Annotated in this window: 24 protein-coding genes; 18 read left to right on the top strand and 6 right to left on the bottom strand. The window is 71.7% G+C overall.

Features of this window, described 5'->3' with window-relative positions; genetic code table 11:
• Window positions 1-19 precede the first annotated feature (19 nt).
• From EOINJALH_RS23105 to EOINJALH_RS23095, 3 genes are all read right to left on the bottom strand, one after another.
• Window positions 20-2257: an NADP-dependent isocitrate dehydrogenase gene (locus EOINJALH_RS23105; RefSeq protein WP_088284560.1), complete on the bottom strand. Its 2238-nt coding sequence runs from the start codon at window positions 2255-2257 to the stop codon at window positions 20-22.
• 226 nt (window positions 2258-2483) lie between these two features.
• On the bottom strand, window positions 2484-3224 hold the full coding sequence (locus EOINJALH_RS23100; protein ID WP_088284604.1) for a dienelactone hydrolase family protein: 741 nt from the start codon (window positions 3222-3224) through the stop codon (window positions 2484-2486).
• Window positions 3225-3246: 22 nt separating this feature from the next.
• The gene (locus EOINJALH_RS23095; protein ID WP_158219858.1) at window positions 3247-4098 is read right to left on the bottom strand and encodes an NAD(P)-dependent oxidoreductase; all 852 of its coding nucleotides are present in this window, start codon (window positions 4096-4098) and stop codon (window positions 3247-3249) included.
• Between the two features lie 109 nt (window positions 4099-4207).
• Here EOINJALH_RS23095 and EOINJALH_RS23090 point away from each other — a divergent pair, with 109 nt between their 5' ends.
• The gene (locus tag EOINJALH_RS23090) at window positions 4208-4435 is read left to right on the top strand and encodes a hypothetical protein (RefSeq protein WP_088284556.1); all 228 of its coding nucleotides are present in this window, start codon (window positions 4208-4210) and stop codon (window positions 4433-4435) included.
• A gap of 72 nt (window positions 4436-4507) precedes the next feature.
• On the opposite strand, the gene EOINJALH_RS23085 is transcribed toward EOINJALH_RS23090, so the two are convergent.
• Together EOINJALH_RS23085 and EOINJALH_RS23080 are read right to left on the bottom strand one after the other, a co-directional pair.
• The gene (locus EOINJALH_RS23085; protein ID WP_199873464.1) at window positions 4508-5206 is read right to left on the bottom strand and encodes a hypothetical protein; all 699 of its coding nucleotides are present in this window, start codon (window positions 5204-5206) and stop codon (window positions 4508-4510) included.
• A 140-nt stretch (window positions 5207-5346) separates the two neighbouring features.
• Window positions 5347-6111 (bottom strand): SDR family NAD(P)-dependent oxidoreductase, encoded by a 765-nt coding sequence (locus tag EOINJALH_RS23080; RefSeq protein ID WP_088284554.1) that lies wholly within the window; start codon window positions 6109-6111, stop codon window positions 5347-5349.
• A gap of 288 nt (window positions 6112-6399) precedes the next feature.
• Here EOINJALH_RS23080 and nifB point away from each other — a divergent pair, with 288 nt between their 5' ends.
• The 16 genes from nifB to EOINJALH_RS23000 all read left to right on the top strand — a co-directional run bounded on the left by nifB (window position 6400) and on the right by EOINJALH_RS23000 (window position 17213).
• Window positions 6400-7989, top strand: coding sequence for a nitrogenase cofactor biosynthesis protein NifB (gene nifB / locus EOINJALH_RS23075; protein WP_088284552.1), 1590 nt, complete (start codon window positions 6400-6402; stop codon window positions 7987-7989).
• A 66-nt stretch (window positions 7990-8055) separates the two neighbouring features.
• Entirely contained in the window at window positions 8056-8250 is a 195-nt protein-coding gene (locus EOINJALH_RS23070; protein WP_088284550.1) for a 4Fe-4S binding protein, read from the top strand.
• An 8-nt stretch (window positions 8251-8258) separates the two neighbouring features.
• Complete coding sequence (locus EOINJALH_RS23065; protein ID WP_199873463.1) at window positions 8259-8654, top strand: iron-sulfur cluster assembly accessory protein; 396 nt, start codon at window positions 8259-8261, stop codon at window positions 8652-8654.
• A 3-nt stretch (window positions 8655-8657) separates the two neighbouring features.
• Window positions 8658-9290, top strand: coding sequence for a hypothetical protein (locus EOINJALH_RS23060; protein WP_234413998.1), 633 nt, complete (start codon window positions 8658-8660; stop codon window positions 9288-9290).
• Complete coding sequence (locus EOINJALH_RS23055) at window positions 9280-10128, top strand: 4Fe4S-binding leucine-rich repeat protein (protein WP_234413997.1); 849 nt, start codon at window positions 9280-9282, stop codon at window positions 10126-10128. Before EOINJALH_RS23060 ends, EOINJALH_RS23055 begins: the two co-directional genes overlap by 11 nt.
• Window positions 10121-10501 carry a nitrogen fixation protein NifZ gene (locus EOINJALH_RS23050; protein WP_088284546.1) on the top strand — a complete coding sequence of 127 codons (381 nt, stop codon included), beginning with the start codon at window positions 10121-10123 and terminating at the stop codon, window positions 10499-10501. Before EOINJALH_RS23055 ends, EOINJALH_RS23050 begins: the two co-directional genes overlap by 8 nt.
• A gap of 21 nt (window positions 10502-10522) precedes the next feature.
• On the top strand, window positions 10523-10813 hold the full coding sequence (locus EOINJALH_RS23045; RefSeq protein ID WP_088284544.1) for a nitrogen fixation protein NifZ: 291 nt from the start codon (window positions 10523-10525) through the stop codon (window positions 10811-10813).
• The gene (locus EOINJALH_RS23040) at window positions 10810-11235 is read left to right on the top strand and encodes a hypothetical protein (RefSeq protein ID WP_234413996.1); all 426 of its coding nucleotides are present in this window, start codon (window positions 10810-10812) and stop codon (window positions 11233-11235) included. Before EOINJALH_RS23045 ends, EOINJALH_RS23040 begins: the two co-directional genes overlap by 4 nt.
• Window positions 11232-12398 carry a cysteine desulfurase family protein gene (locus tag EOINJALH_RS23035; protein ID WP_088284539.1) on the top strand — a complete coding sequence of 389 codons (1167 nt, stop codon included), beginning with the start codon at window positions 11232-11234 and terminating at the stop codon, window positions 12396-12398. Before EOINJALH_RS23040 ends, EOINJALH_RS23035 begins: the two co-directional genes overlap by 4 nt.
• A gap of 36 nt (window positions 12399-12434) precedes the next feature.
• Window positions 12435-12647, top strand: coding sequence for a putative nitrogen fixation protein NifT (nifT, locus tag EOINJALH_RS23030; RefSeq protein WP_088284537.1), 213 nt, complete (start codon window positions 12435-12437; stop codon window positions 12645-12647).
• A complete protein-coding gene (locus tag EOINJALH_RS23025) occupies window positions 12644-12928 on the top strand; it encodes a hypothetical protein (protein WP_234413995.1) in 285 nt (94 codons plus the stop codon). Before nifT ends, EOINJALH_RS23025 begins: the two co-directional genes overlap by 4 nt.
• Before the next feature lie 2 nt (window positions 12929-12930).
• Window positions 12931-14154: a DegT/DnrJ/EryC1/StrS aminotransferase family protein gene (locus tag EOINJALH_RS23020; RefSeq protein WP_088284535.1), complete on the top strand. Its 1224-nt coding sequence runs from the start codon at window positions 12931-12933 to the stop codon at window positions 14152-14154.
• A 23-nt stretch (window positions 14155-14177) separates the two neighbouring features.
• Complete coding sequence (locus tag EOINJALH_RS23015) at window positions 14178-15020, top strand: SIR2 family protein (RefSeq protein WP_088284534.1); 843 nt, start codon at window positions 14178-14180, stop codon at window positions 15018-15020.
• 42 nt (window positions 15021-15062) lie between these two features.
• Entirely contained in the window at window positions 15063-15365 is a 303-nt protein-coding gene (locus tag EOINJALH_RS23010; RefSeq protein WP_088284532.1) for a 2Fe-2S iron-sulfur cluster-binding protein, read from the top strand.
• Between the two features lie 14 nt (window positions 15366-15379).
• Entirely contained in the window at window positions 15380-15775 is a 396-nt protein-coding gene (locus EOINJALH_RS23005; RefSeq protein ID WP_088284530.1) for a hypothetical protein, read from the top strand.
• Between the two features lie 31 nt (window positions 15776-15806).
• Window positions 15807-17213 carry a UDP-N-acetylglucosamine-peptide N-acetylglucosaminyltransferase gene (locus EOINJALH_RS23000; protein ID WP_088284528.1) on the top strand — a complete coding sequence of 469 codons (1407 nt, stop codon included), beginning with the start codon at window positions 15807-15809 and terminating at the stop codon, window positions 17211-17213.
• Between the two features lie 43 nt (window positions 17214-17256).
• Here EOINJALH_RS23000 and EOINJALH_RS22995 read toward each other — a convergent pair whose 3' ends face one another.
• Complete coding sequence (locus EOINJALH_RS22995) at window positions 17257-18474, bottom strand: polyhydroxyalkanoate depolymerase (RefSeq protein ID WP_088284526.1); 1218 nt, start codon at window positions 18472-18474, stop codon at window positions 17257-17259.
• Between the two features lie 173 nt (window positions 18475-18647).
• Between EOINJALH_RS22995 and EOINJALH_RS22990 the strand changes: the two genes are divergently transcribed.
• Entirely contained in the window at window positions 18648-19376 is a 729-nt protein-coding gene (locus EOINJALH_RS22990; protein WP_088284524.1) for a glutathione S-transferase, read from the top strand.
• Window positions 19377-19523 lie beyond the last annotated feature (147 nt).

Below are 19523 nucleotides of genomic sequence, written 5' to 3'. Positions count from 1 at the left end.
GCGGCCGACGCCCGGCCGATCAGCCGCGCGCCGCCGCCAGCACCGAGTTGAGCGTGGCGCTCGGCCGCATCACGGCTTCGCACTTGGCGGTGTCGGCCAGGTAGTAGCCGCCGATGTCGGCTGGCTTGCCCTGCACGGCGGCCAGTTCCTGCACGATCTTCTGCTCGTTGTCGGCCAGCGCCTTGGCCAGCGGGGCGAAGCGGGCGGCCAGCGCCTTGTCGTCGGTCTGCGCGGCCATCTCCTGGGCCCAGTACATCGCGAGGTAGAACTGGCTGCCGCGGTTGTCGAGCTGGCCGGTCTTGGGGCTGGGGCCCTTGTTGTGGTCGAGCAGCTTGCCGGTGGCGGCGTCCAGCGTCCTGGCCAGGATCTTGGCCGGGCCGTTGCCGGTCTTGATGCCGAGGTCTTCCAGGCTCACCGCCAGGGCCAGGAATTCGCCCAGCGAATCCCAGCGCAGGTGGTTTTCTTCCACCAGCTGCTGCACGTGCTTGGGCGCCGAGCCGCCGGCACCGGTCTCGTACATGCCGCCACCGGCCATCAGCGGCACGATCGACAGCATCTTGGCGCTGGTGCCCAGCTCCATGATCGGGAACAGGTCGGTCAGGTAGTCGCGCAGGATGTTGCCGGTGACGCTGATGGTGTCCAGCCCGCGCACCACGCGCTCCAGCGTGTAGCGCATGGCCCGCACCTGGCTCATGATCTGGATGTCCAGGCCGGTGGTGTCGTGGTCTTTCAGGTAGAGGTTGACCTTCTTGATCAGCTCGTTCTCGTGGGGGCGATACGGGTCGAGCCAGAACACCGCCGGCATGCCCGAATTGCGCGCACGGGTGACGGCCAGCTTGACCCAGTCGCGGATCGGCGCGTCCTTCACCTGGCACATGCGCCAGATGTCGCCCGGCTCGACGTTCTGGCTCATCAGCACCTCGCCGGTGGCGATGTCGACGATGTTGGCCACGCCGGCCTCGGCGATCTCGAAGGTCTTGTCGTGCGAGCCGTACTCTTCGGCCTGCTGCGCCATGAGGCCCACGTTGGGCACCGTGCCCATGGTCTTCGGGTCGAAGTTGCCGTGCCACTTGCAGAAGTTGATCATCTCCTGGTAGATGCGGGCGAAGGTGCTCTCGGGCATCACGGCCTTGACGTCCTTCAGGCGGCCGTCGGCGCCCCACATCTTGCCGCCGTTGCGGATCATCGCGGGCATGGACGCGTCCACGATGATGTCGTTGGGCGAGTGGAAGTTGGTGATGCCCTTGGCCGAATCGACCATCGCCAGCTCGGGGCGGTGCTCGTGGCAGGCGTGCAGGTCGCGCTTGATCTCGTCCTGCGTGCTCTGCGGCAGCGTGGCGACCTTGTCGTACAGGTTGGCCATGCCGTTGTTGACGTTCACGCCCAGCTCGTCGAAGAGCTTGCCGTGCTTGGCGAAGGCATCCTTGTAGAAGATCTTCACGCAGTGGCCGAAGACGATCGGGTGCGAGACCTTCATCATCGTGGCCTTGACGTGCAGCGAGAACATCACGCCGGTCTTGTGCGCGTCCTCGATCTCCTTCTCGTAGAAGTCGCACAGCGCCTGCTTGCTCATGAACATGCTGTCGATCACCTCGCCGGCCAGCAGCTTGGTCAGGGGCTTGAGCACCACGGTCTTGCCGCTGGCCGTGACCAGCTCCATGCGCACGTCGCGGGCCTTGTCCAGCGTCATCGACTTCTCGCCATGGTAGAAATCGCCGTGGTGCATGTGCGAGACGTGGGTGCGCGAGGCCTGGCTCCAGTCGGACATGCTGTGCGGGTTCTTGCGGGCGTATTCCTTCACCGCACGGGGCGCCCGGCGGTCGGAGTTGCCTTCGCGCAGCACCGGGTTCACCGCGCTGCCGATGCACTTGGCATAGCGCGCGCGGATGGCCTTCTCTTCGTCGGTCTTCGGGTCTTCGGGGAAGTTGGGGATCGCGTATCCCTTGCCCTGCAGTTCCTTGATGCAGGCCACCAGCTGGCCCTGCGAGGCGCTGATGTTGGGCAGCTTGATGATGTTGGTCTCGGGCTCCAGGGTGAGCTTGCCCAGCTCGGCCAGATGATCGGGCACGCGCTGGGCCTCGGTCAGGCGCTCGGGGAAGGCCGCCAGCACCCGCGCCGCCACCGAGATGTCGCTGGTGGCCAGCTCGATGCCCGCCGGCGCCGTGAAGGTGCGGATGATCGGCAGGAACGCGCAAGTCGCCAGCAGGGGCGCTTCATCGGTGAGGGTGTAGATGATCGTGGGCTGCTTGGTCGTCATGGACGCGTCTCCTGGATGTGGGGTCGGGCGTCTCCAGCCGGCGGCGAACCCGCGGCCTGGCAGTGTGCCCGCGCAGCGCACTCTGCCACCGGTTGCTGTACCGGCGCTGACTGGCAGGCGCTCCGGCGGGTGTTCGATGGCGGCGCAGTTGACGCCCGTCAGGTGCCGCGGCCGGCCGCGGGTGTGTCGGCCCGTGACAGCGGTGAGCGGAAGCGCCGCGCCGGTGTCACCCGGCGGGGTGCAGCCGCCGCCCGAAGAGGCTGAACAGCCGCTCCCAGTGCCGCTCGGCTGAGGCCTTGTGGTAAGCGCCGGCGCGCAGCGGGAAGGCGAAGCCGTGCTCGGTGCCCGGGTACCACTCCACCCGGTGCGGCGCGGCCGACGCCTGCAGGCCGGCCTGCAGCGCCTGGATGTCGGCCGGCGGCGCCCAGCGGTCGGTCTCGGCACAGGCGAAGTAGCTCTCGCACTGCAGCGTGGCGGCCACGCGGTGCGGCGAATCGGGCTGGTCGGTGGCCATGTTGGCACCGTGGATCGACGCGATGCAGCGCAGCCGGTCGGGAAATGCCGCCGCCGCCCACACCACGAACGGCCCGCTCATGCAGTAGCCGACGGCACCCAGCCGGCGGGCGTCGGCCAGCGGCTGCGCGTCGACGTACGCCAGCATCGCGCGGGTGTCGCAGACGGTGCTGGCGCGGTCCAGCGTGGCCATCAGCGCGAACATCTCGGACAGCGCCGGCTCGGTGCGCTCGAGCAGCTTGAAATCGCGCGAGCGCCGGTAGTAAAGGTTGGGCAGCACGACGAAATAGCCCACCGAGGCCAGGCGCCGCGCCATGTCGTGCAGCTCTTCGCGCTTGCCGGGCGCGTCCATGTAGAACAGCACGACGGGGAACGGCCCGCCCTCGTCGGGGTGGACGACGAAGGTGTTCATCGCGCCGTCGGCGGTGGGCAGGTCGAGGTGGTGTTCGATCATCGCGGCGCGCCAGCGGGTCGGTTCAGCGGGCCACGCGCGCCGCGGCGGCCGCGTCCAGCGCGCCTTCGCCGCGCGCGATGGCGGCATCGAACATCGCCGCCACGCCGGGCATCACGAACAGGTCGACCCCGCCGCGCTGCGCCTCCTCGATCATCAGGCGCACGTCCTTGCGGGCCATGGCCATCTCGAACGAGGGCTGGGTCAGGTCGCCGGTGGCGATGCGCTCGGCCCGCGCCGGCAGGAACTGGCCCGGGTTGAAGTGCTTGAACAGCGAGAACGCGTCCTGCGTGGAGATGCCCACCGACTGCGCCAGGCGGTTGACGTCGCCCAGCACGCCCATGATGCCCAGCAGCGTGAGGTTGCCGAAGAGCTTGAAGGCCGCCGCCCGCTCGGGCGCCTCGCCCAGGTAGAGCACGGTGCCGGTCATCTTCTGCAGCGACGGCAGCAGCACGTCGTGGCGCGCCTGCGCGCCGGACACCAGCATCAGCCCGGTGCCTTCCAGCGCATTGGCCGGGGCCATGAAGACCGGGGCGTGCACGAAGCTGCGGCCACGCACCGTCCAGCGCGCGATGCGCGCGGCGGTGGGCGCCACGGCGGTGGTGGTGTGGTCGACGATCCAGGTGGTGGTGGAAATGCTGGCGGCGATCGGCTCGAGCACCGCATCGACCGACGCGTCGTCGCCCAGCGACAGATGCAGCCGGTCGGCGCCGGCCAGCGCCTCGGCGGGGTCGTCGAAGGCGCGGATGCCGTCGGCCTCGAGCGCGCGGGCCTTGGCGGGGCTGCGGTTCCACACCTGCAGTTCGTGGCCGGTGGCGCGCAGCCGGCGGACGAAGCCCGAGCCCATCAGGCCGGTTCCGAAAAAGGCGATCTTCATGGGCGGGTGTCCTGGCATGGCGATGCGCCACCATACCCGCATCGGCCGCCCACGCGGGTCGGGCCGACCCCTTAGGCGCAACGCCCGCCCGCCACCCTAAACTGGCGTGATGAAGTGGTTTCGGGCCTGGCTGGAGCGGCGTCGACCGAAGGTGCTGTCGGAGCGCCAGCGCGCGCTCGACCTCATCGCCGCGGTGGATGCCGGCGGCGTGCCGCTGAACCCGGCGCGGGTGAACGACATCGCGCGGCAGCTGGGGCTGGAGGTGTCCACCCGGGCGCGGGTGGAAGACACCATCGAGCGCATCCGCGCGGCGCTGGCGCGGCAGCCGACGCCCTGACGAGGCTCGGCGCAGCGACCGGCGGCGGACGGGGGCCGAGACCGCGAGGGGCCCTCTGGCAAGGGCCGGGGCTCAGCGGACGACCGCGATCGCCTGCGCGAAGACGATCTGGTCGAAGGTGCGACCCAGCGACTTGGCGTTGAAGTTGCGCATCTCGGCGCCGCCTTGCCACTGCACCTTGTCGCCGGGCTTCATCGGGGTTTCCATTGCGGCCACCCAGACCACCTTGCCGCCGCGGTCGACCTCGACGTAGCTGTAGCCGCCGGCCACGGCCACGCTCTTGACGACACCCGTGTTGTTGGCGTCGGCCACGTCGGCCACCGTGGGCGTGGGCATGCTGCCGTGCACCGGTGTGGCCACTACGGGCGCGCCGGCCTTGCCCCAGCTGTTGACGAACAGGATCGAGTCGAAGGTGCGGCCGATCGACTTGGCGGTGAAGTTGCGCATCACCGAATAGTCGCCCCACTGCACCTCGTCGCCGACGTTGACGGCGATCACCGTGCCGGCGATCCAGGCGCGCTGTCCGTTGGGGCCTTCGACCTCGGCGTAGGTGTAGCTGCCGGCGTGCTGCACCTGCATCACCTTGCCGGTGTTGGGCGCGGGCTCGAGCGAGCGAACCTGTGACGGCACTGACGGTGCCGCCGGCGCAGCCGCCGGAGCGGGCGCGGCGGGGGCGGCAGCGGTGGTCGCAGGTGCGGCCGCCTGCTCACCCTTGGAACAGGCCGCCAGGCACACGGTGGCAGCCAAGGCCAGGACGATCGAGCGTTTCACGGTGTTCTTCCCCAGGGCGCTGCACTGCAGCAAAAGCTGGCGATTCTATGCAGCCGGGATGAACACGTCGTCAGCAGGGCGCCAGGGCCTACGCCGCGGGCCCCGTCGGGGGCGGCCGGCCCTGGCGGGCCTTGGGGCGTTCAGAACTGCACGCCCTTGGTCAGCGCGCCGTCGACCACCAGGTTGGTGCCGGTGATGAAGCTGGCCGCCGGGCTGGCCAGGAAGGCCGCCGCATTGGCCATCTCCTGCGGCGTGCCCATGCGCCCGGTGGGGTTCAGGCTCATGGCCAGCTTGAATAGTTCGGGGTTGCCGTGCTCGATCTGGTCCCACACACCGCCTTCGAAATAGGTGTTGCCGGGCGACACCGAATTGGCGCGGATGCGCTTGCCCGCCAGGTGGTAGGCCACGCCCTGCGTGTAGTGGATGATGGCCGCCTTGAACGCGCCGTAGGGGCCGGAGGCGAAGTCGATCTCGCGGCCCGACACGCTGGAGATGGTGACGATCGACGCGTTCGTGCTCTTCTCGAGCCAGGGCATCGCGGCATTGACCAGCCGCACCGTGCCCATCATGTCGACCTCGAAGCCCTTCTGCCACGCCGCCTCGTCGGGCGCGATGGCCAACGCGCTGACGTTGGCCACCACGATGTCGATGCCGCCCAGCGCGGCGGCGGACTCGTCGACCCAGGCGGCCAGGCCGGGGCCGTCGGCCACGTCGACGGCGCGGCCGACGACCTTGACGCCATAGCGCTGGCCGAAATCGGCCGCGGTGGCCGCGACCTCGGCGGCGTTGCGGGCGCACAGCGCCACGTCGGCGCCCTCGGCGGCCAGCGTCTGCGCGATGGCGCGTCCGATGCCCTTGGTGCCGCCGGTGACGATGGCCTTCAGGCCCTTGAGTCCGAGATCCATCTGCGTTCCTTCGGTGAGGGGGTTCGAGGAGGCGCGGCGACCCCGTCGCGACCCGACGGTGCCGTGGCCGGGCCCGGTGGCCCCGGGCCGGCCCGCGGATCATAGCCACGCCCCGCCCGCCGTGCGAGCGCTCCGCCACCTGTCGGGTTTGTCGCCAACCCAACAGCCGGCACGGCCCGGCCGACAGCGCCAAGCCCCTGATCCACAAGGCTTTTTCCGGCCGGCACGGTCTGGCACGCCTCTCGCAATGGGGGACTCAACTCCCACCTGCACACCGAGGCGTCCCCCATGTCCAGCACCACGGCGTTTGTTTCGATCGGCGACCTGCGCAAGGGCCGCAGTGCGGTCAGTGCCCCCGTCGAGGTGGCGGCCGGCGGCTGCAGCACGCAGGGCGGCGAGGGAAAGGCCAGCTGCGGCTCGTCCGGTGGCCCCGACGACATGCCGGCCGAGATCTGGGAGAAGGTCAAGAACCACCCCTGCTACTCGGAAGAGGCGCACCACCACTTTGCGCGCATGCACGTGGCCGTGGCGCCGGCCTGCAACATCCAGTGCAACTACTGCAATCGCAAGTACGACTGCAGCAACGAAAGCCGCCCCGGCGTGGTGAGCCAGAAGCTCACGCCCGAGCAGGCGGTGAAGAAGGTGCTGGCGGTGGCCAGCGAGATCCCGCAGATGACGGTGCTGGGCATCGCCGGCCCGGGCGACGCGCTGGCCAACCCGAAGAAGACCTTCGACACCATGCGCGAACTGTCAGAGAAGGCGCCGGACATCAAGCTGTGCCTGTCCACCAACGGCCTGGCGCTGCCGGACATGGTCGACGAGATCTGCAAGTACAACATCGACCACGTCACCATCACCATCAACATGGTCGACCCGGCGGTGGGCGAGAAGATCTACCCCTGGATCTTCTGGGACCACAAGCGTGTGACCGGCTACGAGGCCGCGAAGATCCTGCACGAGCGGCAGATGCTGGGCCTGGAGATGCTCACCGCCCGCGGCGTGCTCACCAAGATCAACTCGGTGCTGATCCCGGGCATCAACGACGAGCACCTGATCGAGGTGAACCGCGAGGTGAAGAAGCGCGGCGCCTTCCTGCACAACATCATGCCGCTGATCAGCGAGGCCGAGCACGGCACCGTCTTCGGCCTGACCGGCCAGCGCGGCCCCACCGCACAGGAGCTGAAGGCCGTGCAGGATGCGTGCATGGGCGGCGCCAACCTGATGCGCCACTGTCGCCAGTGCCGCGCCGATGCGGTGGGCCTGCTGGGCGAGGACCGCAGCGAGGAGTTCACCCTCGACAAGATCGAGGCGATGGACGTGGTGTACGACATCGACAAGCGCCGCGCCTACCAGCAGAAGGTGGAGGCCGAGCGGGCGGCCCAGCACCAGGCCAAGGTGGACGCGCTGGCCGATGCGCTGGACGCCAGCCTCATTGCCGGTGAAGAGGACCTGAGCGTGCTCGTGGCCGTGGCCACCGAGGGCCAGGGCCGCGTCAACCAGCACTTCGGCCACGCCACCGAATTCCAGATCTATGAAGTCAGCCGCAAGCAGGCGCTCTTCGTCGGCCATCGCCGAGTGGACCTGTACTGCCAGGGCGGCTTTGGCGAGGACGAGCAGCTGCCGTCCATCGTCAGCGCCATCAACGACTGCCATGCGGTGCTGGTGTCCAAGATCGGCGCCTGCCCGCGCGACGAACTCACCGCCGCCGGCATCGAACCGGTCGACCAGTACGCGCACGACTTCATCGAGAAGGCCGCGCTGCAGTGGTTTGCCGACTACTGCGCCCGCGTGGCCAGCGGCGCCATCGTGCACCAGCCGCGCGGCGATGCGCGCATCCGCCAGGGTGCGTTCACCGGCGCCGTCGAATCCGCCGCCTAGCCTTCCAAAAACGCGTCCAGCCGGCAACCGCTTCCCCCTCCCCACCACACCCCCCAGGAGAACCCCATGGCCCTGAAGATCATCGCCTCCATGTGCACCGCCTGCTCGGCCTGCGAGCCCGAGTGCCCCAACGTTGCCATCCGCGAGAAGGGCGGCACCTACACCATCGACCCGAAGAAGTGCACCGAGTGCGAAGGCCAGTTCGACGCGCCGCAGTGCGTGGCCGTGTGCCCGGTCGACGGCTGCATCAAGAAAGCCTGAGGCCCCCGATGCTGCAACCCCAGATGACCGTCACCGCCGCGGCGGAAAAGTTCATGGCCCGCATGGTGCGGTTCTCCGAGCACCCCACCGGCGGCTTCCGCCTGACGGTGTCGCCCGGCGGCTGCTCGGGCTACTCGAGCGAATTCACGGTGGAAGCCGCACCACGCGACGGCGACGCCGTGGTGGCGGTGAACGGTCTGCGCCTGTTCCTGCCCGCCGAGAGCCGCCTGATGCTCGACGGCGTGACGGTGGACTTCTCCGAGTCGCCCACGCAGGGCGGCCTGACCTTCTTCAACCCGGCGCAGGCGGCCTGCGGCTGCTCGACCTCGGGCGATGCCGCCCCGGCGCGACCGGCCGAGGCCAGCGTGCTGGCCGGCTCGATCAAGCGCGTCGCCAAGGTGTGACGCATGCGGCCTGACGCCATGGACCCGGCCGTCGACTTCGACGACGCGGTGCTCGGCGCCGGGCTGCCGGCGCAGGCCGAAGCGGCCTTGCGCCTGGCCGGCGAACTGCGCGGCCAGGACCCCAGCCAGGCCATGGCCCAGCTGATGCGGGCGCAGGCCCTGGCGCCGGGGCACCCGGCGGTGCTGATCGCCTTCTACCGCCACCACTTCTACGGCCACCGGCTGGCCGCCGCGCGCGACGTGGCGCGCCGGGCGCTGGTGGTCGGTGCGCAGGCGCTGGGCCTGCCACCGGTGTGGCGCGACGTGCCGGGGCAGCCGCTGCCCGGCGCGCGCACCGAGGCGCGCACCCGCTTCTACCTGTTCGTACTGAAGGGCTACGCCTACCTGAGCCTGCGCCTGGACGACGCCGTCGAGGCCCGCGACGCGCTGGCCAAGCTGCGCGAGCTCGACCCCGAAGACCGCGTCGGCGGCGCGCTGATCGAGGCCGTGCGCGTGCGCGCGCTGGTCGGCGAACTCGACGACGACGCGCCCACCGGCGACGAGGCCCCGCCGGTCTTCGGCGCGGCGGCCTGGGCCCGCGCCTCCGGCCGGCCGAACGCCGCCGAACGCCCCCTGGCGCCGCCGGATGCCGCCTGACGCCGCCATGGACACGCCCGCGCCGGCTGCCGCAACCCTGCCCGACGGATCGGGCAGCCGGTCACCGGCGTGGGACGACATCCCCGCCCGCGACTGGCAGGGCCGCGCCATCGACTGCACCGCCTGCGCCCATCACGTGCTGCGCGCACGCAGCGCCGACGACGGCGGCTGCGAGCCCGGCCGCTGCTGCATGCAGGACGCCTACGCGCGCCGCATCGACCGCTTCTTCCGCCGCCACCCGACCCTGGCCGGCGCGCACCTGCAGCACCCCTACTTCGAGGTGCGGGCGATCGCGGCACGGCATGTCGAGCTGTTCAGCCTGCCGGCGTTGATGGACGACCCCGACGAGACCGTGCGCCTGCAGGTGGCCCTGCGGCTGCCGCAACGCCTGCTCGCTCGGATGCGCCAAGACCCGCACCGCGAGGTGCGCCTGCGCGTGGCCTGGCGCCTGGCCGAGGCCGAACTGCCGGCCCTGCTGGGCGATGTCGACGAGGCCGTTCGGCTGGTCGTGGCCCGCCGCATCGCGCCGCCGCTGCTGGCCGCGCTGATGCACGACCCCGACCGCCAGGTGCGCGGCGAGGTGGCACTGCGGCTGCCCATGCCGGCACTGCTGGGCCTGGTGGCCGACCCGGCGCCCGAGGTGCGCCGCGTGGTCGCCGAGCGCCTGCCGGCGCCGCTGCTCGATGCGCTGTCGCACGACACCGACTGGACCGTGCGCTGGACCGTGGCCGGCCGCGCACAAGGCGCGTTGCTGCAGCGTCTGCTGCGCGACGACGAACCCGACGTGCGCGAGCGCGCCGCCCAACGACAGGACGAACTGGAGGCCTCCCATGGCTGACATCGCCCGCGACGACGGCGAGGTCGAACTTGCCCACCCGCCGCGCTTCGACATCGGCGAGCGCGTGGTCTGCCGCAGCGTGGTGCGCAACGACGGCACCTTCCAGGGCCGCGACATCGGCGAGGTGCTGGTGCAGAAGGGCCAGCTCGGCTACGTGCGCTCGGTGGGCACCTTCCTGCAGCAGTTCTACATCTACGAGGTCGAGTTCGTCGAATCGGGCCACCGCGTCGGCATGCGCGCCAAGGAGCTGTGCACGCTCGACCACCTGCCGCCCGAGGTGCTGGCCGTGCTGGCCGAGAAGTTCGGCCCGGCCGGTGGCACCCCCGGCGCCTCGCTCACCGACCCCATCACCGCCCTGCGCGCGCTGCGCTGATCCAACGAGGAACCACCCGCCATGATCGATCCACGCGAACCCAAGTACGCCTGGGGCCAGTCCGTCGTCGCGGCCGTCGACCTGTACAACGACGGCAGCGTGCCCGAGGTGCCCGAGGACCACCTGCTGATCGTCGCCGGCGGCCCCGGCGAGATCGTGCAGATCGGCCACCACGCCGAGGCCAACCTGCCGCTGTACATGGTCGACTTCGGCCTGTGCGTGCTGGGCTGCCTCGAGGAAGAGCTGCTGCCCGCCGCCGAGGCCGGGCGCCTGCTGGCAGCCCCGGCGGCTGCCCCGGAGGCGCTGGCGTGACCCCACGGCCCGCCCCGGGACGGCGCGGCGGCGGCAATGGCCGCTCGCGCCCGCCGCCCACACGCCAGGGTGGGCCAGGTGGCCCGGGTAACCCGGGCGGCCCGGGCGGCGCCGTGGTCGAACTCGACCGCCGCCGCATCGAAACTGCCCTGCGCCGCCGCACCCGCTACCGCTACGTGCAACCGCACGTCGAGCGCGACGGCGACGGCTGGCGCATCGCCAGCCCCAACTGCTCGCGCAGCATCGACAAGCAGGGCGGCGAGATCGACATCGCCCGCTTCGTGCCCGAGGGCGACGGGCGCTGGTCGGTGCTGTCGCGCGACCACGCCGCCGGCGCCTGGCAGCCGCGCGCCGACGACCTGTCGCTGGCCGAGGCGCTGGCCCTGGTCTGCGAGGACCCCGACCGGGTGTACTGGCCATGATCTACCTCGACCACAACGCCACCACCGCCCCCTCGCCCGAGGTGGTGACCGAGATGCTCGACGCCCTGCAGGGCGCCTGGGCCAACCCGTCGTCCACCCACGCGCCGGGCCAGCGCGCGCGCCGGCTGCTGGTCGATGCGCGCACGCGGGTGGCCAGCTTCCTGGGCTGCCAGGGTGCCGAGCTGGTGTTCACCAGCGGCGCCACCGAGGCCAACCACATGGCGGTGCGCGGCGCCCTGGCGCTGGCCCGCGGCACCGAGCGGCGCCGGCTGGTGCTGTCGGCGGTGGAACACCCCGGCCTGCTGGCCCTGGCGCGCCGGCTGCAGGCCGAGGGCGTGCCGGTCGACCTGATCCCGGTGGACGCGCAGGGCCGGCTCGACCTGGCGGCCGCCCGCGCGCTGATCGGCCCCGACGTGGCCCTGGTCAGCGTGATGGGCGCCAACAACGAGACCGGCGTGCACCTGCCGATCGCCGCCCTCGCCGCGCTGGCGCACGAGGCCGGCTGCCCGCTGCACGTGGATGCCACGCAGCTGGTGGGCAAGTCGCACTTCGACTTCGCCGGCAGCGGCATCGCCCTGGCCAGCGTGTCGGCGCACAAGCTGCACGGCCCCAAGGGCATCGGCGCGCTGCTGGTGCGCAAGGGCCTGGCGCTGCAGCCGCTGCTGGAAGGCCGGCAGGAGCGCCACCGCCGCGGCGGCACCGAGAACCTGCCCGGCATCGCCGGCTTCGCCGCCGCCTGCGAGCGCACCGCGCACACGCTCAGCGCCGACCTGGCCCGCATGGCGCAGCTGCGCCAGCGGCTCGAATCCGGGCTGCTGCAGGCCCTGCCCGAGGCGCGCTTGCTGGGCGATGCGGCCGAGCGGCTGCCGAACACCTGCTGCCTGCGCTTCGGCACGCTGGACAGCGAGCGCGTGCTCGACCGCCTGGAGCGCGCCGGCGTGGTGGCCTCGTCGGGCGCGGCCTGCAGTGCCGGCGGCACGCAGCCCTCGCACGTGCTGCTGGCCATGGGCCTGAGCGCCGCGCAGGCCAAGGCCGGCGTGCGCTTCTCGCTGGGCCGCGACACCCGCGCCGACGAGATCGAACGGGCCCTGGACGCCGCGGTGCGCGCGATCGCCCCGCTGCTGGCCCGCGAGGCCGCCGACACCTGTGCGGCCCTCGACTGACACGAACCGAACCGATCGACCCCCTGGAGAAAACCCATGAAAGTGATGATGCGCCGCAATGCGGCCGGAGTGCTCTCGGCCTACGTGCCGAAGAAGGACCTGGAGGAGCCGGTGGTGTCGCAGGAGCTGCCCGGCCTGTGGGGCGGCACCATCACGCTGGCCAACGGCTGGACCCTGGCGCTGCCCGAGATGGCCGAGGGCACCTCGCTGCCGATCACGGTCGAGGCGCGCAGGCTGTCGGCGGAATGAGCACCCTGCCTGCATCGTCCACCATGGACGCCGTGGCGCTGCAGGAGGCCCTGGCCATCGCCGAGGCCGCTGGCACCGTGCGCGAGGCCGCGGCCGCGCTGCGGGCACGCCACGGCGCGCTGAAGGTGGTGGTGGTCGATGCCTTCGACATGCGCGGCGAAATCCCCGTCGCCAGCGGCAGCCGCCGCGCGCTGTACTTCGGCGCCAGCGACGGCCATTGCTGGCAGGTCACCACCGATGCGGCGCGGGCCGCCGGCCTCTTCGTGTCCGACCTGGCCTGAACATGGACAAGGCCCTCGTCCCCGAACTCGTCGATCCGGCCGAGGGCGACCCCCGCGCGGCCGATGCGGACCTCGGCGAGGTCGAGGCCGAGATCCCGCTGAGCCAGCCCGACCTGGGCGACGTCGAGCTCGGCCTGGTGCAGGCCGCGCTGGCGCAGCCTCGCCTGTCCGGCGGGCGCATGGTCGCTCACTTCGAGCGCCAGTTCGCCGACTCGCTGAACCGCCGGCACGCCGTCGCGGTGGCCAGCGGCACGCTCGGCACCTGGCTGGCCCTGCGCGCGCTGGGCATCGGGCCGGGCGACGAGGTGATCGCCTCGCCCAACGGCTGGCACCAGGTGGCCCACGCGGTGACGCTGACCGGCGCGCGGCTGGTGCTGTCGGACATCCACTACTGGACGGGCTGCCTCGACCCGCTGCGCGCGGCGGCGCAGATCGGGCCCGCCACCCGCGCCATCCTGGCCGGCAACGTGAACGGCCACCCCGCCGACTGGACGGCCCTGCGCGCCCTGGCCACCCGCCAGGGCCTGGCGCTGATCGAGGATTCCACCGAGGCCATCGGCTCGCTGTGGCGCGGCCAGCCGGTGGGCCGCTTCGGCGACCTGTCGGTGTTCGACTTCTCGCAGCCGGCGGCGCTGTGCTGCGGCGAGGGCGGCATGGTGGTCACCGACGACGACGCGCTGGCCACCGAACTGCGCTACCTGCGCTCGCGGTCTCTGGCCGACCGGCGCTCGGTGTCGGTGGGCGCGCGCGTGCCCCTGCAGGCCGGCATGGGCGAGCTGACCGCCGCGCTCGGCGCCGGCCAGCTGGCGCGGCTGCCCGAGCTGCTGGAGCGGCGCGCCGCCGTGGCCGCGCTGTACCTCGACCGCATGCAAAGCTTCGAGGGCATCAAGCCGCCGTTCCGCGCGGCCGGTGTGGACGCCGTGCACTGGATGCTCTTCGTCGTGCACCTGGGCCAGCGCTTCACCGCCAGCGCCTGCGCGCAGATCGTCGACGACCTGGCCGGCGAGGGCATCGAGGCGGCGCGCTGGTGCCAGCCGCTGCACCAGCAGTTCGCCTACCGCCAGCAGGGCTGGCTGCGTGGCCAGTTCCCGCTGGCCGAGCGCATCGCCGACCGCGCGGTGGCCCTGCCCTTCCACGCCGGGCTCGACGCCGACCACGTGCGCTTCATCGTCGAGACGCTGAAGGACTCGTCGGTCAACGTCGGCGCGGGCGCCGCCATCTACTGATCCCTCCCCCTCGAAAGCCCCCCATGCCGTCTTCCACTCTGTACGACCTGCCCGCCACCGTGGCCGATGGCCTGGCCGCCGGCACGCTGGCGCCCTACCTCGGGCCCGGCATGCTGGCGCTGTGCGACGGCCCCACGCCGCCGGCCGACCCGGTGGCCCTGGCCGCCGTGCTGACCGCCCGCGTGTCGGTGCCCGGCAAGATCCGCAACCGGCTCACCGCCGCGGCGCAGTTCATCGAGAACTTCAAGCACCGCAAGACGCTGGTGTCGGCGATGAACGAGGCGTTCAAGCAAGCCGCCGCGCCGTCTGCGCTGCACCGCTGGCTGGCCACGCTGGGCAGCCCGGTGATCGTCGACACCTGGTACGACGACACGCTGCGCCAGGCGCTGGCCGCGCGCAGCGACTGGGCCGAGGTGCAGGGCCTGAGCCAGAGCGAGCACTTCGGCACCTGGACCGGCTGGACGCTGCCCGACGGCACGCCCAGCCCCGACCCGGTGGCCGCGCGCACGGTGCTCTACAAGCCCTGGGGCGGCCGCGTGCCGTCGGGCAACTTCCTCGTCTCGGACTCCGACTTCGTCGAGGTGCTGACCGAGATCGACATCCAGACGCCGATCCCCGCGCTCGTGCAGCAGCGACGCGCCAGCCTGGGCTTCGTCTTCCTGGGCTGCCGCTTCAACGACCAGTTGCCGCGGGCCTTTGCGCGGCAGATCATGAAGCGCAGCGCCGGCCCGCACTTCGCGGTGCTGCCCGACGAGCCCACGCGCATGGAAGCGCGCTTCCTCGAGGAGCAGGGCATCACCCGCATCGCGCTGCCGCTGACCGAGGTGGCGGCGCGCCTGGCCGCAGGCGCCACGGCCACCGCCTGACCCCATCGATTCCACCGACCGACCCCACGGACACCCCCTGCCATGACCACCATCACCCTCCGCCCCTCGGGCAAGACCGTCGAAGTCGAGCCCGGCACCGTGCTGCTCAAGGCCGTGATCGACGCCGGCGAGCAACTGCTCGACAAGTGCACCGGCAAGGCCGAATGCGGCTCATGCCACATCTTCGTCACCGAAGGCCGCAAGGGCATCAACCGCATCGGCCCGGCCGAGAACGCCAAGCTCGACACGCTGGTGGGCATCGGAGCCAAGTCGCGCCTGGCCTGCCAGGTGGTGGTGGGCACCGAGCCCCTGACGGTGGAACTGCTCGGCGCCATGTCGGGCTGAACCTCCGCCACGACATGGCCCCATCGCCGCACCAGCGCCCGCCCGACCGGGGTTCGCTCGACGGTCCGCCGCTGGCCCAGGTGGCGGAGCACGGCTGGGCCATCGCCACGCTGCTGGCCCCGATGCAGGACGAGGACGAGCTGTTCGCCAGCGCGCTGACGCTCGGTGCGGTCGAGGGCCACCTGCGCGCGATGGTCGACGCGCTGGGCCGCACCACGTCGGCGCAGCAGCAGGCGCTGGTGCAGCTCGACTGGCGGGGCTGGGCCGTGCTGCCCGCCGCACTGCAGGGCAGCGCGCAGCCGCGCCGCGAGGCCACCTGGTACGCCATCAACGGCCTGGTGCCGCAGACGCTGGAGCTGCTCGACGCGCTGCGCCGCCGGCAGCCCGGCTGGTTCGGCGAATCGCCGTGACGGCCGCCACCCAGCCCACGGGGCCGCCGCGGTGAAACACTACGCGCGCAGCCGCGCCTGGTGCGAGTGGGAAAACTTCGACACCTGGCGGCCGCGCGCGCTGGCCGCGCTGGCCGACCCCGACGCGGCGGCCACGCCGCCCTTCCACCTGCTGTCGCTGCCCGGCATCACCGCCGCCGAGCAGCGCCGCTGCGCCGAGCGCTGGATGGCCGCACGGCTGCGCGCCAACCAGGGCGACCGCGACCGGCTGGCCGCCGAGTTTGCGGGCCAGCACCACGGGCCGGGCGCCGACCGGCCCACCGAGCACGGCACGGCTGGCGACAGCGCGCCGCGCCGCCTGCGCCTGGGCTACCTGTCGGGCGACCTGCAGCAGCACGCCACCGCCTGGCTGATGGTGGAGATGCTGGAGGCCCACGACCATGCGCGCTTCGAACTGCACGCCTACAGCCACGGTGCCGATGTCGGCGGCGGCATGCGCCAGCGGCTGGCCGCCGCCTTCGACGGCTTCCACGACATCGCCGCGCTCGACGACACCGCCGCGGCACGCGCCATTCATGCCGACGGCATCGACATCCTCGTCGACCTGAAGGGCTACACCGCCGGCAGCCGCACCAGCCTGCTGACCTACCGGCCGGCGCCGGTGCAGGTGGGCTTCCTCGGCTACCCGGGCACGCTGGGCGGCGATTTCTGCGACTACCTGGTGAGCGACCGCTTCGTCACGCCGGCGGCCGCGGCGGCCGACTACAGCGAGGCGCTGGCCTGCCTGCCGCACAGCTACCAGCCGCACGGCCGGCCGGCCACGGTGGCCGCCACGTCCACGCGCGCAGCCGCCGGCCTGCCCGACGACGGCCTGGTGCTGTGCTGCTTCAACCAGGCCTTCAAGTTCACGCCCGAGGTCTTCGGCCTGTGGTGCACGGTGCTCGACCAGGCGCCGGGCAGCGTACTGTGGCTGCTGGGCAGCGAGGCCGCCGAGGGCAACCTGCGGCGCGAGGCCATGGCCCGCGGCGTCGCCCCGCACCGGCTGGTGTTCGCACCGCACCTGCCGCAGGACGAGCACCTGGCCCGCCTGCCGCTGGCCGACCTGGTGCTGGACACGCTGCCCTGCAACGCCCACACCACCGCCAGCGACGCGCTGTGGGCCGGCGTGCCGATGCTCACCTGCGCCGGCGACACCTTCGCGTCGCGCGTCGCCGGCAGCCTGCTGCACGCGGTGGGCCTGCCCGAGCTGGTGACGCATTCGCTGGACGACTACGCCGCGCTGGCCGTGGCCCTGGCCACCGACGCCCCGCGGCTGGCCGCGCTGCGCGCGCGGCTCGAGGTGCTGAGGCGGGACGCGCCGTTGTTCGACGTGCCGGCCTACACCACCGACCTGGAATCGCTGTACGACGCGATGTGGCGGCGGCACTGCAGCGGCCTGCCGCCGCAGGCCATCTGCTGACGGGGCCGCGTCGCCATCAGCGACCGCGGGCCGGCCAGCGGCGCTATTGCGACACGTGGATCACGTCCCGCACCACCGGGTAGATGTGGTTCTGCCAGCGCTTGCCGCTGAACACGCCATAGTGGCCGACGTTGGGCTGCACGTAGTGCGTGCGCATGTAGGGCCGCAGGCTGGACGCCAGGTCCTGCGCGGCCAGGGTCTGGCCGATGGCGCAGATGTCGTCTCGCTCGCCCTCCACCGTCAGCAGCGCGGTGCGGCGGATCGCGGCCGGGTTGACCAGGCGGTCGCGGAAATGCAACTCGCCCTTGGGCAGCGCGTACTCCTGGAACACCAGGCGCACCGTCTCGAGGTAGAAATCGGCGGCCAGGTCGGCCACCGCCATGTACTCCTCGTAGAAGGTGCGAGTGATCTCGGCCTGCTCGAACTCGCCGTCCACCAGGTGCTTGTAGTACGACTTGAAGGCCTGGGTGTGGCGCTCCTTGTTCATGCTGATGAAGGCCGACAGCTGCACGAAGCCCGGGTACACCCGGCGGCCCGCACCGCGGTGGCGCCAGGGCACGCGGCTGATCAGGTTCTTCTCGAACCACTCGATCGGCTTGGTGGTGGCCAGCTTGTTGACCTCGGTCGGGCTGATGCGGCAGTCGATCGGGCCGGCCATCAGCGTCAGGCTGGCGGGCGTGGCGGGGTGGTCGTCCTCGGACATCAGCGCCACCGCGGCCAGCGAGGCCACGCAGGGCTGGCACACCGCGATGATGTTGGCGCCCGGCCCCATCGCGGCCAGGAAGTCGATGATGTGCTGGGTGTACTCGTCCAGCCCGAAGCGGCCGTCCGACAGCGGCACGTCGCGCACGTTGTGCCAGTCGGTGACGTGCACGTCGTGGTCGGCCAGCGCGGTGCGCACCGTGTCGCGCAGCAGCGTGGCGAAGTGGCCCGACATCGGCGCCACCACCAGCACCTTGGGTTGATCGGGCGCACCGGCCTTGCGAAAGCGCCGCAGCGTGGCGAAGGGCGTGACCATCACCTCTTCCTCGGTCACCGGCACCGCCTCGCCCTTGACGTCCACGCTGTCGATGCCCCAGGGCGGGCAGCTGTGCGTCACCTGCGCCAGGTCCAGCACCTTGCAGGCCGCCGCCAGCCGGCGCGACAGGCGCGGCGCGGCCAGCGAGGCGCCATGGAGATCGAGCGCGGGCGGCATCAGCGATGCCAGCGTGCGCATCGGCCACATCAGATCCGACTGTGCCTGGTAGGCCTGGTACATCATGGGATCTCCGATCGCGGCAGGGGCAGCGAGTGCAGCGGCGCATGCAACAAGCGAGCCAGCGACGCCCCAGGGTCGACCATCGGCGCCCCCGAAGCGGGCCCCGGCACCCCGGCGGTGCATGTGGCACAGGGCTTGCGTGATGACCGGGGCTGCACCAGCCCTGGAGTCCGCCGATGCCCTCTGCCACCGTGTCCAAGCCCCGCCGCGCCGCGGCCTCCGGTGGGCGCGCACGCGTGCCCGCAGCCAGCACCACCACCACGCTGACGCTGAGCAGCCGCAACTATTCGTCGTGGTCGCTGCGCGGCTGGCTGCTGGTGCGCTTCGCGGGGCTGCCCTTCACCGAGGTGATGGTCTCGCCCGACGATGCCGACGCGCGCAAGGAACTGCTGCTGCTGGCCCCGTCGATCCGCGTGCCCTGCCTAGAGCACGACGGCGCGAAGGTGTGGAACACCATGGCCATCGCCGTGTACCTGCATGAGCTGCACCCCGAGACGGGGCTGCTGCCGGCCGACCGCCTGGCCCGCGCGCACTGCCTGGCGGTGTGCGGCGAGATGAACTCGGGCTTCGCCAACCTGCGTTCGTCGCTGCCGGTGAACCTGAAGGGGCGCTTCCCCAAGCACAAGGTGTGGGCCGGCGCCCAGCCCGACATCGACCGCGTGATCGACATCTGGACCGACTGCCTGGCCACCTATGGCGGCCCGTTCCTCTTCGGCAAGCAGCGCAGCGCGGCCGATGCGATGTTCGCGCCGGTGGTCACGCGCTTCATCACCTACGACGTCAAGGTGCCCGCGGTCTGCGCGGAGTACGGCAAGACGATCATGGCGATGCCCGAGATGAAGGAGTGGGTGGCCGCCGCCAAGCTCGAACCCGACGAGATCGAGGAACTGGACATGGATTTCTGAAGCGGTCCGGGACTCTCCGCCTCGACTTCTTGTGCGGCTTGGGGCTCATAGCAGCAGTTCATTCCGTCCGACGATCTGCGCGGCGCGGCAGGCGGCAGCCGACGGTGGCGCTGACTGTGGCGGTCGGCTGCGCCGACTGCGCTGCGA

The sequence above is a fragment of the Ideonella sp. A 288 genome (genome assembly GCF_002198735.1).
In the GTDB taxonomy this organism is placed as follows: domain Bacteria; phylum Pseudomonadota; class Gammaproteobacteria; order Burkholderiales; family Burkholderiaceae_C; genus Pseudaquabacterium.
This window is presented reverse-complemented; position numbering and strand designations above follow the sequence as displayed.